The sequence below is a fragment of the Psychrosphaera sp. HA2-10 genome, assembly GCF_055693745.1.
Genome location: NZ_CM146341.1, coordinates 534313 through 551077 on the forward strand (window position 1 = coordinate 534313; position 16765 = coordinate 551077).

13 protein-coding genes are annotated in these 16765 nt (G+C 40.1%); 8 read left to right on the forward strand and 5 right to left on the reverse strand.

What is annotated here, in order from left to right; all coding sequences use genetic code 11:
* The first annotated feature begins 59 nt into the window (after nt 1-59).
* Nucleotides 60-1158, forward strand: a protein-coding gene (gene prfB / locus ACZ1GV_RS02530; protein WP_472675103.1) for a peptide chain release factor 2 whose coding sequence is annotated in 2 segments (ribosomal slippage) — nt 60-134 and nt 136-1158 — 1098 coding nt in all. Because the reading frame shifts where the segments join, the coding sequence is not laid out codon by codon here.
* Between the two features lie 124 nt (nt 1159-1282).
* Entirely contained in the window at nt 1283-2863 is a 1581-nt protein-coding gene (gene lysS, locus ACZ1GV_RS02535) for a lysine--tRNA ligase (protein WP_472675104.1), read from the forward strand.
* Between the two features lie 202 nt (nt 2864-3065).
* On the opposite strand, the gene ACZ1GV_RS02540 is transcribed toward lysS, so the two are convergent.
* Nucleotides 3066-3542, reverse strand: coding sequence for a thioredoxin family protein (locus tag ACZ1GV_RS02540; RefSeq protein ID WP_472675105.1), 477 nt, complete (start codon nt 3540-3542; stop codon nt 3066-3068).
* Nucleotides 3543-3616: 74 nt separating this feature from the next.
* Here ACZ1GV_RS02540 and ACZ1GV_RS02545 point away from each other — a divergent pair, with 74 nt between their 5' ends.
* Nucleotides 3617-4777, forward strand: a complete 1161-nt coding sequence (locus ACZ1GV_RS02545; RefSeq protein WP_472675106.1) for a L,D-transpeptidase — start codon at nt 3617-3619, stop codon at nt 4775-4777.
* 6 nt (nt 4778-4783) lie between these two features.
* Here ACZ1GV_RS02545 and ACZ1GV_RS02550 read toward each other — a convergent pair whose 3' ends face one another.
* The 3 genes from ACZ1GV_RS02550 to mtnN are packed head-to-tail and all read right to left on the reverse strand — an operon-like array spanning nt 4784 to nt 6851.
* Nucleotides 4784-5167, reverse strand: coding sequence for a rhodanese-like domain-containing protein (locus tag ACZ1GV_RS02550; protein ID WP_472675108.1), 384 nt, complete (start codon nt 5165-5167; stop codon nt 4784-4786).
* Nucleotides 5168-5190: 23 nt separating this feature from the next.
* Entirely contained in the window at nt 5191-6129 is a 939-nt protein-coding gene (locus ACZ1GV_RS02555; RefSeq protein WP_472675109.1) for a cobalamin biosynthesis protein, read from the reverse strand.
* Nucleotides 6130-6152: 23 nt separating this feature from the next.
* The gene (gene mtnN, locus ACZ1GV_RS02560) at nt 6153-6851 is read right to left on the reverse strand and encodes a 5'-methylthioadenosine/S-adenosylhomocysteine nucleosidase (RefSeq protein WP_472675110.1); all 699 of its coding nucleotides are present in this window, start codon (nt 6849-6851) and stop codon (nt 6153-6155) included.
* A 195-nt stretch (nt 6852-7046) separates the two neighbouring features.
* Between mtnN and ACZ1GV_RS02565 the strand changes: the two genes are divergently transcribed.
* The 5 genes from ACZ1GV_RS02565 to dnaJ all read left to right on the forward strand — a co-directional run bounded on the left by ACZ1GV_RS02565 (nt 7047) and on the right by dnaJ (nt 15688).
* Nucleotides 7047-7655, forward strand: coding sequence for a DUF2726 domain-containing protein (locus tag ACZ1GV_RS02565; protein WP_210560125.1), 609 nt, complete (start codon nt 7047-7049; stop codon nt 7653-7655).
* Between the two features lie 107 nt (nt 7656-7762).
* On the forward strand, nt 7763-9328 hold the full coding sequence (locus ACZ1GV_RS02570; protein ID WP_472675111.1) for a CYTH domain-containing protein: 1566 nt from the start codon (nt 7763-7765) through the stop codon (nt 9326-9328).
* A gap of 9 nt (nt 9329-9337) precedes the next feature.
* The gene (glnE, locus tag ACZ1GV_RS02575) at nt 9338-12274 is read left to right on the forward strand and encodes a bifunctional [glutamate--ammonia ligase]-adenylyl-L-tyrosine phosphorylase/[glutamate--ammonia-ligase] adenylyltransferase (RefSeq protein ID WP_472675112.1); all 2937 of its coding nucleotides are present in this window, start codon (nt 9338-9340) and stop codon (nt 12272-12274) included.
* A 176-nt stretch (nt 12275-12450) separates the two neighbouring features.
* The gene (gene dnaK / locus ACZ1GV_RS02580) at nt 12451-14376 is read left to right on the forward strand and encodes a molecular chaperone DnaK (RefSeq protein ID WP_472675113.1); all 1926 of its coding nucleotides are present in this window, start codon (nt 12451-12453) and stop codon (nt 14374-14376) included.
* Nucleotides 14377-14551: 175 nt separating this feature from the next.
* Nucleotides 14552-15688: a molecular chaperone DnaJ gene (dnaJ, locus tag ACZ1GV_RS02585; protein WP_472675114.1), complete on the forward strand. Its 1137-nt coding sequence runs from the start codon at nt 14552-14554 to the stop codon at nt 15686-15688.
* A 118-nt stretch (nt 15689-15806) separates the two neighbouring features.
* On the opposite strand, the gene ACZ1GV_RS02590 is transcribed toward dnaJ, so the two are convergent.
* Nucleotides 15807-16724, reverse strand: a complete 918-nt coding sequence (locus ACZ1GV_RS02590; protein ID WP_472675115.1) for a tetratricopeptide repeat protein — start codon at nt 16722-16724, stop codon at nt 15807-15809.
* Between the last annotated feature and the right edge of the window lie 41 nt (nt 16725-16765).

The window sequence follows — 16765 nt, forward strand, 5'->3', positions numbered from 1 at the left end:
TGTTACACTTCGGCGCAAATTTCTGAGTCGTTTTTAATTTAAAGGTTATTATTAAATCCATGTTTGAGATCAATCCGGTTCTAAACCAATTAGCTGATATCCGTGAACGTACTGAAGTCCTTCGGGGGTACCTTTGACTACGCTGCCAAAAAAGAGCAGCTAGAAGAAGTTAGTGGTGAATTAGAAGATCCAAATGTGTGGAACGATCCTGCTAAAGCTCAAGCGTTAGGTAAAGAACGTTCAATGTTAGAAGCCATTGTTAAAACCATTGACGAGCTTGACCAAGGTTGTGAAGACGTTGATGGTTTAATTGAACTGGCACAAGAAGCTGAAGATGAAGAAACGTTTGAAGAAGCGCAGTCGGAGTTAAACGATTTAGCGAGTAAATTAGAACTATTAGAGTTTCGTCGTATGTTTTCCGGTGAGCTCGACGGTAATGACGCTTATATCGATTTACAAGCTGGCTCTGGCGGCACAGAAGCGCAAGACTGGTGTAATATTTTACTTCGTATGTATTTACGTTGGTGTGAAGCTAAAGGTTTTAAGACAGAACTTATTGAAGTGACCGATGGTGATGTTGCTGGTATTAAAGGCGCAACTATTCGTATTAGTGGTGAATATGCCTTTGGTTGGGCAAGAACGGAAACTGGTGTTCACCGTTTAGTTCGTAAGTCGCCATTTGACTCAAACTCTCGTCGCCATACGTCTTTTGCTTCAGCCTTTGTATATCCTGAAGTGGATGACAACATTGATATTGATATCAATACGTCAGATTTGAAAATAGATACTTACCGGGCGTCAGGTGCTGGTGGTCAGCACGTTAATACCACCGACTCAGCGGTTCGTATTACTCACTTGCCAACCAATACAGTAGTGCAGTGTCAGAACGAACGTTCACAGCATAAAAACAAAGACCAAGCTATGAAGCAGTTAAAAGCCAAGCTTTATGAATTGGAAATGCTTAAGCAAAACGAACAAAAACAAGCAGCTGAGGACAATAAATCGGATATCGGTTGGGGTAGTCAAATTCGTTCATACGTTTTAGACGACTCACGCATTAAAGATTTAAGAACAGGTGTTGAAAGTCGTAACACGCAGGCAGTCTTGGATGGCGGCTTGGACAAATTTATTGAAGCAAGCTTGAAAGCAGGGTTATAAGACTTTTAATAAATCGTGCTAATAAGTCTGTTAAATATTAATTAGACAGTAGAACAGACTTACACTAAAAATAAACAGTACATAAATCATTAGATTAATCATTTTACGGTAATTGAGAACATAAATGACTGAACAAACTCAAGACGCGAACAAACTCATTGCAGAGCGTCGTGCAAAGTTAGAAAACATCCGCGAAAACTGCTCGGCTAACGCACATCCAAACAAATTCCGTCGTGAACATTATAGCGACGATCTTCAACAAGAGTTTGGTGAGTTCGAAAAAGAAAAGCTAATTGAAATGGATACAAAAGTATCTATCGCTGGCCGTATTATGGCTAAGCGTGGTCCGTTCATGTTATTACAAGACATGAAAGGTCGCATTCAAGCTTATGCAGACAAAAATGTTCAGAAAGATTTAAAAGAAAAATACGGTGTATTAGACATTGGTGACATTATTGGTGTGTCTGGTGCATTACATAAATCTGGTAAAGGTGATCTATATGTAAATATGGAAAGCTATGAGCTACTTACAAAGTCGCTTCGCCCATTGCCTGAGAAGTTTCATGGCCTAACAGACCAAGAAGCTAAGTATCGTCAACGTTATGTTGATTTGATCACTAACCAAGATACTCGTAAAACATTCATGATCCGCTCAAAAGTAGTGGAAGGTATTCGTCGTTTCTTAGCTGAGCGTGAATTCATGGAAGTAGAAACGCCAATGCTACAGGTCATTCCTGGTGGCGCTTCAGCTCGTCCGTTCATTACACACCATAATGCAATGAGCCGTGACATGTATCTTCGTATAGCGCCTGAGCTGTATTTAAAACGCTTGGTTGTTGGCGGTTTTGAACGTGTATTCGAAATAAACCGTAACTTCAGAAACGAAGGCCTATCAACTCGTCATAATCCTGAATTCACTATGATTGAATTTTATCAAGCGTATGCGGATTACAATGACTTGATGGACTTAACGGAAGAAATGCTACGCACCGTTGCTAATAATGTCTTAGGTACAGCGGTTGTGATCAACACAGTAAAAGATGCAGATGGTAACGTTGTTGAAACTAAAGAATATGACTTTGGACAACCGTTTACTCGCTTAACCATGTCTGATGCGGTTCTTAAGTATTACGATGAAGCAGCAAACAACCCTGAATGGGCAGCTGCAATTAAAGATCCTGAAAACAACTTAGACACACTAAAAGTGATTGCTAAAAAACTTCACATTAAAGAGCCTGAAGTAGAAGGTATCTGGGGTGCAGGTAAATACCTTTGTGAAATCTTTGAAGCAACAGCGGAAGAGCAATTAGACCAACCTACGTTTATTACAGGCTACCCGTGGGAAGTATCTCCACTAGCTCGTCGTAATGATGAAAATGCGTTTATTACTGACCGTTTTGAATTCTTTGTTGGTGGGCGTGAGCTTGCAAATGGTTTCTCGGAGTTAAATGACGCTGAAGACCAAGCAAACCGCTTTAAGAAACAAGTTGAAGAAAAAGATGCTGGTGACATTGAAGCTATGCACTTTGACGAAGACTACATTCAAGCGCTTGAATATGGTCTACCGCCAACAGCTGGTGAAGGCATTGGTATCGACCGTTTAGTAATGTTGTTTACAGATTCACCAACCATTAAAGACGTTATCTTGTTCCCGCACATGAAGCCGGTTGCTAATAATGAGCAACAGGACGATTCAGCGGAATAAGGCGCTCGTTATAGAAGTGAGCAACAACGCTTCCGGCTAGATGCCAAAGACAAGTTGCCCTTTTATAAAAAGGATTAAAAAAAGGAGCTCATCTAGAGCTCCTTTTTTAATGTGAAATAAGTGTCAACCTATTTCAGGACGGGTCAGTCAATCTATTTCAGGATGGGTCAGTCAATCTATTTCAGGATGGGTCATGTTTAGTCTATTTTTTCAGTGCCAACTGCGCAATATCATTCGCCCAGTCTGTTTTTGGGAATTCAAGGAATCGGCCTAGCTCAACGCCATTTTTATATACGATAACCGTTGGTGTCTTTTTAATAGAATGTTTCAGAGCTATGCCACTAGGGTCTGACTTTGCGGTATCTAGGCCATAAAACCAAACGTTTATGTTGTTATTGTTGAGTTGCTCAAATAACGAAATTAAACGGGGTACTTCTCTTACACTGTCGTGACACCACTCGCCAAAAAACACTTTTACTTCTATTGGTTCTGCAATAGCCCTAAGAGAGGCTAGATCAGCTTTACTGTAAGTCACATCATTTTTATGCGAAGCGAAAGACTTAAACTCTTTTAATATACTTGGCCCGGAAATTTCGCCAACAAAAAAGTCCTTTGCCAAGCTTGGTGCGGAGGCAAGCGTTAGAGATAGCAAAATAGCGGTAAGTGTTTTATTCTTCATGGTATTACCCTGGAATGTTTAAAAGTGCGTTGCTTCATTAGAACATAAGGCGCTCAAATATTGGAATTTTTGTAATGAAAAAAAGAGTAACGTTATGGATGACGGTTGTATTTCTTGGCTTGTTTGTCGCACCTAGTTGGGCGGCAAAAACCTATTTAACAACGGCAAAAGTCGACGTTTATGATGAGCCCAATGGCGAGGTGATTCAGTCTTGGCCAAGTCACACCTTATTTACATCAAACATGGAAGACACGCTTTGGGTTCGAGTCTCTGGACACTTTCCGGAAGGCGAGTGGCAGTCCATTTTTCCAATGTGGTATATAAAAGTATCAAGTAATATTGAAGAGCAGCACCCACAAACGACCTCCGCGCCTGCGACGATATTTCATGTTCCTGAAGAGACTTTATTAAATGCTAAAAGGCAAAAAGCTAAAGCTTATCGATTGCTCGAAGATGCAACGGTTTTTGATCGTCAAGGTAAAGCTATTGGTCAATGGTACAAGGGAAAAACATTCACCAGCGCTTTCGAAAATGAAGACTCTTTGAAAGTAACCGGACATTTTCCTGAAGACAAATGGCAGCCATTACCAGAGCCTGTTTGGTTAATAAAGCCAGTGCGTTTGCAAGACAGAACGCAGCCCAAGCAAATTAAACGTTCTGCTGATACCCAACGTTTAGTTATTATCGATAAGTCTTCTTTTAACGTGACGGTTTATGAGCAAACTATGCAAGACATTAAACCAATCATGACTTCTCCCGTTGCACTCGGTTATGACAGGTGCCTACCAAAGAGCCAAGGCGGTAAATGTTACTATACGCCAGAGGGTGAGTTTAATGTTGAGTTTAAGTTGTTTGATAGCGATGGAATTAAATGGTGTATACCTAAAAAAATGGAAGTGGAATTTGCCGATAAAATAGCGAGAGGGGAGCGGTGCTGGCGAGGAATCATGGGCAATCATGCCTTACATTTTGGGAACTCGCTGTTTTTACATGGAACCTCTAACCCTGACTCAATTGGCAGTCGCACTACTCATGGTTGTGTGCGTCTGAGAAACCGTGACATTGAACTGGTTTATAGTTTATTAGAGAACGGAGACAAAGTTATTATTACAAGTGACGTTAATGAAAAGTTGGCAGAACTAAAGCAGCGTAATAAAGACTTGTTAAATGAAAGTTTGTTAGCAAAAGAGACTGAGAAAGAGGGCTTACTTGAAGCCACGCTTTCCGAGCAATAAAATCAATTAAGGTTTTACCAAAGGCAGTTGTTTTGCTTGCCAACCAAGCATATCTCCGTCTAAGTGAATGAAGTCGGTAAGGCCATTTTTTCGCATCATAGATTCAGCTTTTTCAGCCCTGCGACCACTTCGGCAATGAACAACAATGGTTTTTTCAATCCCTTTTAGTTTCGCTATTTCATCAATAATGGCGTGATGTGGAATATTAATCGCGCCTTCAATATGGCCTTCGGCAAATTCGCTAGGCGAACGGACATCCAAAATTTGGTAGTTATCCTTGTTTTTTAAATACTCTTCAGCGGATATTTTAGCAGTATCTGCTGCCGTACTCGTATAACTAATAACCCCTAACAACACACTGACGAGCAGGGTAAATAGATTTTTTAACATAAAAACTCCTTATAAATAGATAACTAAATAGTATTAGCGATTAACCAAAATAATAATATAAGCACTAATACAAAAATAATGAATCGGGTATTCCAACTTTGAAGTTCAGCAATGGTAGTTTGAGACGGTTTCTGACCCTCATTAATTCGTAGTCGTTTTACCTTTACGCCATTAAACATAGCGGGACCTGCCATTTCAATTCTGCAACCTGCTGCAACTATGCACGACCAAACTAGTTCAACTAAGCTTTGTTGCTTTGGCCAGTCAGGCTGATATTTACGAAACATTCGCCACCACCCAGGACTCGACTTAAACACAGAGTAAATTGGCGCAACAATTACCGCAATAAGCCAATCTAGTGTCGAACGGATTGCTAGGCTAGGCAACCCAAAGCTATCAAATTTAGGGTCGAAAGCACACCAACGCTGAACGGCAATATCCAATACTCGATACGCAATCGCAGCAACTCCGCCAAAAGTAAGAAATAGTATTATGGGCGTTAACCACGCGGTTGCCCACGTACGTATTTCCACCTCTAAAGCGCCTTTGACAATTCCAAGGGTCGATAGTGGTTTAGTATCAAATTCAGCATGCTCGGCCAGGTAGTCCTTTGCTAAGGTGTTCTGCTTATTGTGCAGGGCATCTTTTATTGATTTATTAACTTTTGCGACGGAGTGATAACTAAGGCTAATGTATAGAAGAATCGCCTCTGTCCATACATCATAGGGCATGATAAACAACAATGCCCAAATAATGACAGTGACAAATACAAAATAGGTAAGTAACGACATGAAACCCGAGATTTGGCGCTGTCGATCGCTGCCGGGTTTATTTACCTTTTTAGCGATAGCATCGGCGAGAAGAGCACATAATTTTAAAGTCGAATATCGAAACGGGATAGGTAATATCCATTCAATAACAATGACAATGGCTGCAGCCAATAAGTGTGGAAGTTCAGCCATTGTTTCAATCATAATATTGAATGTTACTTAGATAATTTATTTAAAAGCTTCATCACTAACTCAGATGAGTTTTTAGACGCGATTTCTAGATAGGCATCGAAGCTCATTGGAGATTCCTCTCCTGCAATATCCGAAAGTGAACGAATCACTAAAAACGGCGTATCCATTTGATAACAAGTTTGTGCGATTGCGGCACCTTCCATTTCTACTGCAAGCATATCTGGAAACTGCTGTCGAGTTGCCTCGATACGAACCGGGTCACACATAAAGCTGTCGCCTGTAGCAACTAAACCCACTTTACAAGTGATCTCATCCATTTCTGCGATTGACTCTTTTGCCAATGCCACCAACTTTTCATCGGCACTAAAACGCGCAGGCATGTTTGGCACTTGACCAAACTCATAATTAAACGCAGTAACATCGACATCATGATGAACAAGCTGATTACCAACCGCAATGTCACCTACTTTTAGTTCTTTGTCAAAACCACCCGCTGAGCCGGTATTAATAACATATTCAGGATTAAAGTTATTAATTAACAATGCAGTTGCAATAGCCGATGCAACCTTGCCAATGCCTGACTGAACTAATACCACATCCTGACCATTTAGCTGACCCGAAAAGTATTCATAGTTAGCTATTTTTGTGGTGTTCAGGTTTTCCATGTTGTTCTTTAAAATGGCAACTTCTGGTTCCATTGCGCCAATAATCGCAATTGTCATATCAAACTCTCTTGTAAATTTGGATAGTAATCTATCAATCTGAAATTATGAGAAATTATAATAGAGCTATAGCTCCTTGGCTATGCAAAAGCACTAAAAACAGAAATAGAAGTAGGTGTCAAAAATAAAACGTTTAAATGGCACAGTATCTGCTTATATCGATAGAGAATTATCTATCGTTTAGTGGAGAGTTATATGGAATGGGTTTTAGTTTTATTAGTAGGGTTGATTTTGACCATCGCATTAGTGGCCAGTCACTTTATTGACACCAGCAATCCTTATCCTTTTAAAAAGAAGTCACAGCTATTTACTAACGTTGAACGAGGCTTTTTGGCTTTGTTAGATAAAGCTGTAGGGAATGACTACCGAATAGTTAATCGTGTACGTCTGCAAGATATTATTGAGACCAAAGATAGCGTTAAAGGTCGAGCCAAGCGTTCGGCTATGATTAAAGCGTCAAGTAAAGTTATTGATTACGTTCTTTGTGACCCTCAAACATATCGCATCATTGCTGCGGTCGATTTAGTGAATCAAGCAAGTGGCGGCCATAAATCAAAGCAAGACTGGTTCGTAACAGGCGCACTAGAAGCGGCGGGTATTCCTCATATTCGTATAAAAGTGAAAACAGGTTACAAAGTCGACGAAATTAGAAATGGCATTTTATACAAAATTGGCAAAAAAGAGCGTGCCTATCCGCCAGAACCTATTTTCAAAGGTAACATTCCTCGCCGACCTGTAGGTGCTTTATCTGCTGGGCAAGTAAAGGCACAGCTAGGTGGTCTTGGCATTGCTAAGGCATCTTAGAAGTCTTGCCATCATCATGGATGATTTCAGTAAAATAGGCTAATCATTGAGTTTGTGGAGTGAGTTAGGTAACCTGACCACTCCAATAGCAAACAGAACCTTAATTAATGGAAATAGAGTTAAAGTTTCTTATCCAACCTGACTTAGTGGCAAAGTTTATTTCTGCACTAAGTTCTTCACATTTTAATATCACTACAACTCACCAAAAGCAGCTACGTAATGGTTATTTTGATACAGATGATCAAACGTTACGAAGTTTTGACATGGGTCTTCGAATCCGCTCGAGTAAGTTCTCAGACGGTCATATTGAAGCTGAGCAAACCGTTAAGTTAGCGGGTCAAGACATTGGTGGTCTTCATCGCCGTCCAGAATTTAATGTTGAGTTACCAACGCCATTGAGTTTAGTTGCCGACTTAAGTTTATTTGATAACAACATATGGCCAACAGGATTTGTTGTAAACAACATCCAGCCTAATTTGAAATTGTTATTTGAGACTGATTTTGAAAGAACGACTTGGCTCGTTGAAATGCCTTCAGGCACCGTTATTGAATGTGTATTAGATCAAGGTGTTATTCGCTCGGGTTCGCAAGAGTCTATTATCAGTGAAATTGAGCTTGAGTTTGTGTCTGGCCAAGAACAGGATCTGTTTAATCTAGCTCACTACATCAATTCACAAGTGGATGTGCGTCTTGGTTTCCTTAGCAAAGCCGCCCGAGGTTATCAGCTATTGACGGGCAAAATGCTGAAATGCACCGATCTTAATCGAATAGAACTTCCTGAAAATGTAGAATTTGAAACCGCTCTAATTAAGGCAGCATCCGAGGCTTTAAAATTTGTTCAGCACAATGAACAAGTTTTTTGTTCGTCAATGTCACCTAAAGCACTTCGAAAAGTCATTGATGGCTGGTCATTGATTATTCATATACTTCAGCTTTTTTCGTCTGCATTACCACAAACACAAATAGAATACTTTATTGAAGCCTTTAAAGGTATCCGTCATCAGCACAAATGGGTCGATAGCTTTTATCAACTCAACCAATTGGTTAGTCGCAAGAGTCCGTATCGAAAAGAAATAGAAAACAGCGAGCATTTGTCAGAAATAATGGCACAGCAGCAATTACCAGAATCAAAGTTAATGAAAGCAGTAGGCTTTTTTAGTACCACTGAATACAACCAATTAGTGGTAAATTTTGTAGAGTGGTTGAGCCAAAAACAATGGCGACAATCTATGCCACTTGAAAACTTGGCTTTGTTGAAAGAGCCTCTTGTTGAGTTATCGAATTTGTGGCTAGAAAAAGCCTGGCAAAACGTGCAGGTGGCACTAGCGAATTATACAAATAACAGCGACAAAGCTAACTTAGTTGCCCTTTATTGGCCTCTTGTAGAATCTTTATTGACTGGGATTACATTAGGTAGTTTATATGCAGAGCAGGGCGAATCAATGCACAATAGCCAACATGATTTGCTGGTGGGTTGTGAAGAGTTTTTACTATTGACGCGACTTGAAAAATTACTATCCGTCGATATTCAAGACGGTGAAAATAATGAGACATCGTTAAATGCTGTGGTGAGTTCTGAATATCTAGCTTGGGTTAAGGGGAAGCAAGATAGCTTAAACAAGGCGTTAGCAGCCTCAATTGGCAGCATCAGTCAAATTAAACCGTATTGGTAGATTATAATTGTGAATGACGAAGCTGAGCTTGAACAAGCCACTAATAAGCAAAATGGCAATAGTGCAATAATAAGTCTAGAGCATTTAGACGAGTCGTTACGCCAATTGGGTGAACATCGTTTAGACGAGATTCGCGCCTTAAATATCTGCCGAGTCGACGAGGATAACGCGTCGACATTGATTTATTTATTGGCTATTAGCGACTTCATTTACCGCAATTGCACCCGTTATCCGGAAATTCTAAAAGATTTGGCAAATAATCATTTAAACTTGCAAACCCCAACCTGGTCCATGACCGAAAAAGAATGGCAAGCAAAAAATGAGCAAGAAGCGTTAAAAGCCCTACGTATTCACCGACAGCACATAATGACAAGCATTGCTGCTCAGCATTTTCTTGGTCAAATTGATATTAAAAACAGCATGCGTCAACTTTCTTATGCGGCAGACTTATTTTACGGACTGGCGCGTCAATGGGCCGAAGCTGATTTAGCACCTCGTTGGGGTTTACCAATATTAAACAATGGCAACCGTGTCACATTAATTGCGATGGGAATGGGTAAGCTAGGAGGATATGAACTCAACTTTTCTTCCGATATAGACTTAATTTTCTGTTACAGAGAAAAAGGAGAGACTTCCGGGGGGCGAAAACAAGAAGATTTCCAAGCTTACTTTACTAAATTAGCACAAAAAATTATTCATTTACTCGATACGTTAACACCTGATGGTCAAGTTTTTAGAGTGGATATGCGCTTGAGGCCGTTTGGTGACAGTGGCCCACTAGTGAGTAGCTTTGCTGCACTTGAAGATTATTACCAAGAGCAAGGCCGGGAGTGGGAGCGATACGCGCTTTTAAAGGCCAGGCCGTTAGCTCATGATGACTTTACTTCTGATGAAGAAGCGTCGGCTCAAAGCCAACTGATTAATTTGCTAAAACCTTTTGTGTATCGCCGTTATATTGACTTTAGTGTCATCGAGTCGTTGCGTACGATGAAACGACAGATTGAAACGGAAGTGGTAAGACGAAATTTAGTAAACAATATAAAACTAGGCAAAGGTGGAATTCGAGAAGCTGAATTTATCGTACAAGCCCTGCAAATGTTGCGAGGAGGAAAAGAGCCTCAACTGCAGCTACCTAGTTTTTTATCGGTATTACCTGAACTTGCTAGATTAAAAATATTTACCGAAAATGAAGCAAATGCAATTCAGGCAAGTTATCTTTGGTTGCGAGATTGCGAACAATATTTACAAGCATTTGATGATAAACAGACTCAGACGCTTCCCAAGGATAAGATAAATCAATATCGATTACTTGCCACGTTAGGGCTAAGTGACTGGACGCACTTACTAACAAAGGTTGATAATGTTACCCAAGTTATTCATCACATTTTTGCTGAGTTAATTGGCGAAGCGCCCAATGAACAAAATTCAAAGAATGATCCTAGGCTTGAATATTGGCAATCAGCTTGGTCTTCAGACCCACAAGAAGTTGAACTACAAACTACAGAGTCTGAAAGTGCAGTAAGCACTGACTTAGATAGTCGCAAGTCGTTGGAGCTGTGTTTAAATGAACTCAAACCGGATTTAATTAAAGCAGTACTGAGCTCTAAAGGTAGAGATCGTTTGGATTTATTAGTTCCGCATTTAATGTCTGAATGCGAACACCAACAAATATCTACTCAGCAATGTCGTGATATCCTTCAAATTATAAAAAGAATAGCGGCTCGAACAACTTATTTGGCGTTATTAGTAGAACATCCTGGCGCGTTGACTCAGTTAGTAAGCCTAGTTTCAGCGAGTCATTTCATCGGCCAAGAATTAAAAAACTTCCCTTTACTTTTAGATCAGTTAATTGACCCGAAATTATTGTATACCGTTCCAAAACTTAGTGACTACGAAGCGGACTTAAGACGTAGTTTATTGAGAGTTGATGACGACGACTTAGAGTTGCAAATGGAAATATTGCGTCAGTTTAAATTGTCTTCACAATTAATTATTGCGGCTTGTGATATCTCCCAGATAATAGACCTTCCTAGCGTTAGTAATCATTTGACAGCTTTATCAGAAGCCATATTAAATCAGGTGGTGAATCTTTCATGGCGTCAAATGGTTAAAAAATATGGTTATCCAGACGGCGCGACTGACGTGGATAAAAACTTTGCCGTAGTTGGTTATGGTAAGTTAGGTGGTCATGAGTTGGGGTACGGTTCAGATTTAGACGTAGTTTTCATCCATGGTTGCGAAAGTAGCAAGGCGACAAACGGGAATAAGCCAATCGACTCAAGGCAATTTTATTTAAAGTTGGCTCAAAGGATCCTTCACTTTTTTACCACAAGAACACCGAGTGGCATTTTATATGAGCTTGATACTAGACTAAGGCCGTCTGGCGCTAGTGGCTTGTTGGCAATAAACATTAATACCTTTGCCGACTATCAACATAAAGAAGCCTGGACATGGGAGCATCAAGCCCTGGTTCGAGCAAGAGCCGTCTTCGGTTGTGAGCATCTAGTCATTCAATTCGAGAACGTTCGTAAAAATATTCTAAAGGCATCGCGCAATAAAGAAGAATTAATCAAAGACATAAGTTTAATGCGCCAGCGTATGTTTGATAACCTTAGTAAAGAAAGCGACACCTTGTTCGATTTAAAACAGTCTCGCGGTGGGATTGCGGATATTGAGTTCATTACCCAATATTTGGTCCTACAGTTTAGCCAGCAATTTGAAGAGCTGGCGGACTATTGTGATAATAAACGTCTTCTAGAGCTGGCCGCTCAGCTCAATTTAATCTCTAATAATGATAGTCAAAAGTTGTGGTTAGCTTACGAGGACTATCGCATTTTGTTCCATCAACAATCGTTAAACTTAGAGGAAAAGCGCGTTCCTCATACGCTAGTTGAAGAGCATGCGTGTGATGTGAGGGCTATTTGGCAAAGCCTTGGTATGAGTTAACTTCTTGTTAGGGCTATTTTTTTAAATGTAATTTTTAGCTCTTTTGCAGTTACCAAAAAAAAGTTCAAAAAATTGTAAAAAAATTTAACTTTTTTAGTTGAAAACCTATTTAGTACCCCCACTAATAGTGCAAGAATTAATTTATCCTTTTAATAGTTGTTTTCGGAGTAAATCTCATGGGTAGAATCATCGGTATCGATTTAGGTACAACAAACTCTTGTGTCGCTGTTTTAGACGGTGACAAGCCTCGTGTAATTGAAAACGCGGAAGGCGATCGCACAACTCCTTCTATCATTGCTTACACTGATGAAGGTGAGATTTTAGTAGGTCAGCCTGCTAAGCGCCAAGCGGTTACAAACCCAAAAAATACATTATTCGCAATTAAGCGTTTAATCGGTCGTCGTTTTGAAGACAAAGAAGTTCAACGCGATATCGACATCATGCCATTTAGCATTGTTAAAGCTGACAACGGTGATGCATGGGTTGAAGTTAAGGGCGAAAAAATGGCTGCACCACAGGTGTCTGCTGAAGTTCTTAAGAAAATGAAAAAGACAGCGGAAGACTTCCTTGGCGAAAAAGTAACGGGTGCTGTTATCACTGTTCCTGCTTACTTTAATGACTCACAACGTCAAGCAACTAAAGACGCTGGTCGTATTGCTGGTCTAGACGTAAAACGTATTATCAACGAACCTACTGCAGCTGCATTAGCATACGGTGTTGGTAAAAAAGGCAGCGACAATGTTGTTGCTGTTTACGACTTAGGTGGTGGTACATTCGATATCTCAATCATCGAAATTGATGAAGTAGATGGCGAGCAAACGTTTGAAGTATTAGCGACAAACGGTGACACGCACTTAGGTGGTGAAGACTTTGATAACCGTGTAATCAACTACTTAGTAGAAGAGTTCAACAAAGATCAAGGCGTGAACCTTAAAAACGACCCGCTAGCAATGCAGCGTGTTAAAGAAGCCGCTGAAAAAGCAAAAATTGAATTATCTTCAGCACAACAAACTGAAGTTAACTTACCATATGTGACAGCGGACGCTTCAGGTCCTAAGCACATGAACATCAAGATTACTCGTGCGAAGCTAGAGTCTCTTGTTGAAGATATGATCCAAGCAACGTTAGAGCCGTTAAAAATGGCTCTTAAAGATGCTGATTTATCTGTAAGCGACGTAAACGACATCATCTTAGTTGGTGGTCAAACACGTATGCCTAAAGTACAAGCGGCTGTTACTGAGTTCTTCGGTAAAGAACCTCGTAAAGACGTTAACCCTGATGAAGCGGTAGCAATTGGTGCAGCGATTCAAGGTGGTGTTCTTTCTGGTGATGTTAAAGACGTATTACTACTAGACGTTACTCCATTATCTCTAGGTATTGAGACGATGGGCGGCGTGATGACTTCTGTAATTGAAAAGAACACAACGATTCCTACAAAGCAATCGCAAACTTTCTCTACAGCAGAAGACAATCAATCAGCGGTAACGATTCATGTTCTTCAAGGTGAGCGTAAGCAAGCATCAAGCAACAAATCGCTTGGTCAGTTTAACTTAGAAGGTATTCGCCCAGCTCAACGTGGGGCACCACAAATCGAAGTAACTTTTGATGTTGATGCTGATGGTATCTTGCATGTATCTGCTAAAGACAAAGATACAGGCAAAGAGCAGAAGATCACTATCCAAGCGTCTTCAGGTTTATCAGATGATGAAATCGAAGCAATGGTTCGTGATGCAGAAGCGAATGCTGAAGAAGACAAAAAGTTTGAAGAATTAGCGCAAGCTCGTAACCAAGCAGACGCATTAGCTCATGCAACAGAAAAGCAAGTGACTGAAGCGGGCGGCGACCTTCCAAGCGACGATAAAGAAGCTATCGAAAAAGCAATTAATGAGCTTAAAGATGCGTCTAAGTCAGGCACAAAAGAAGAGATTGAAGCTAAGTCTCAAGCGTTAATGGAAGCATCTCAAAAGCTAATGGAAATTGCGCAAGCAAAAGCCCAAGCTCAAGGTGGCGCCGGTGCTGAAGGAGCTGAGCAAGCAACGAACGCAGCGGACGATGATGTTGTTGACGCTGAGTTTGAAGAAGTGAAAGACGATAAAAAATAATCGTTAACACTCTGTAAAGCTAGAAAAAATTAACATGGGCGTTTTATACGCCCATGTTTGTTACTTAAATATGGTTAATTTACGTTTAATTTCTTGCCTTTTTTATCTTAGCTTTTAAGTAAAGCCAAAGTGATAAAAAGCGAAGTAATTAAAATAACAAGGTACTTTTTTTATTATGTCTAAACGCGATTATTATGAAGTTCTAGGTGTCGATAAAGGTGCATCTGAGCGTGACATCAAAAAAGCGTATAAACGCCTGGCGATGAAGTATCACCCAGACCGTACCGCTGGTGATAAAGACTTAGAAGTTAAATTTAAAGAAGTGAAAGAGGCTTACGAGGTTCTTTGCGACGAAGATAAGCGTCATAAGTATGACCAACATGGTCACGCAGCGTTCGAACATGGTCATGGTGGCGGTGGATTTGGCGGCGGGCATGCCGACTTCTCTGACGTTTTTGGTGACGTATTCGGTGACATATTCGGCGGTGGTCGTCGTGGTGGTGGCGGACAACGTCAGCAACGTGGCTCGGATCTTCGTTATAACTTAGAAATGAGTTTAGAAGACGCGGTTCGAGGCAAAGAGCTAGAAATAAAAGTGCCGACATGGGTGTCTTGTAAACCATGTGACGGTTCAGGTGCAAAAGCGGGCTCTAAGCCAAAAACCTGTTCAACCTGTCATGGAGCTGGGCAAGTGCAAATGCGCCAAGGCTTCTTTGCTGTTCAACAAACGTGTCCAACGTGTAAAGGTCAAGGCCAGATTATTTCTGATCCTTGTAACAGTTGTCACGGTCAAGGCCGAGTTGAAAAAACCAAGACCTTGTCAGTTAAAATCCCAGCGGGTGTTGATACCGGCGATCGTATTCGTTTAGCTGGTGAAGGCGAAGCGGGCGCAAATGGTGCTCCTGCAGGTGATTTGTTTGTTCAAGTTCACGTAAAAGAACATCCTATTTTTGTTCGCGATGGTAATAACTTGTATTGTGAAGTACCGATTGGCTTCACTACGGCTGCATTAGGTGGCGAAATAGAAGTGCCTACGTTAGATGGCCGAGCAAAGTTGAAGGTGCCATCTGAAACGCAGACAGGAAAAATGTTCCGCTTGCGTGGTAAGGGTGTTAAGTCTGTGCGTGGTGGCGCGATAGGTGACTTATTATGTAAAGTGATGATCGAAACACCAGTTAATTTAAACGACAAACAAAAAGACTTACTGCGTCAGTTTGAAGAGACTATGTCTGGGAAGACATCAAAGTATCGTCCAAAAGAACAAGGCTTCTTTGATGGCGTTAAGAAATTTTTTGATGACTTAACAGGTTAGATAACTTAGCGAGATAATCGTTTTAATTTATCGTTAAGTTTTATCGGATTAAAAGCCAGCGTATTGCTGGCTTTTTGTTATTGTGGGCGGTATTAAAGTTTGCCATATTTATCAACCGTTATGGCAGGGTTTGTATACGCGTTTTGATAATGTCCCACGTCTTTAATTGATATGTATTTATATTGTCTGGGTTAATAGTCAACGCCAGACTTTTGGCTTCTTTAAGTTTATTTTGTTTTAGTAAAAAGTGCGCTAAATTAATTTTTGCCGTTGTGATTGATATCTCATGATCATCAAGTTTTGCATATTCTAGCGCTTTTTTTAACATCGGCTCTGCGTTGTTAAAGTTCTGCATATAGACGTAGCTATTGGCGATGTGGGTATAAATAACCATAACCTGTTGATTATTATTTAACGCCTTTGCAAATGATAAAGCTTCTAAGTAATGTTCAAGTGATAACTGATAATTTTGCATCCTACGATACGCGTGTCCTAAATTACCATATAACTCCAGCTTTAAATGCATGTTATTACTTTTAGCAAACCTCTTTTTGATAGAGAGTAAAATGTCTAATGACTCTTCCATCTTTCCTAAATCTTGCAATAAGTTTGCGATGTAAATACTTCGCAGGGGACTATAAAAAACATCGTTAAGTTCGATTAAGTTCAGTTTTGCATCAAAAAGTAACTGAAGTGCCTGCTCCTTCTGTCCTTCCACTATTAAGACTTTTGCTTTGTACATTGTTATATAGCTAACGAATGTTGCTGGCGCTTTTGCCAAATCAATTTCATTAATTTCTTGTTCTGCTAAGTTAAATTCTTTAATAGAAATTAAAGACTCAATTTGATTAATTTTGAGGTTGAACCACTTAAAAGTGTATGGTGTAGAATCTTTCAGTCCAGCGTTTGCAAATTCGAGGCACTGTTTTGAGGGCGCTAAACAATCACTGTTATTTTTAGCACAGATAGACGAGGAAAAAATACCAAGTAATATTAGGGCTACATACCACTTAATTAGTGCTAACTGTGCATTCAACCTAATCTCACTTTTTAAGGTTATTAAATTTAATATTTGAT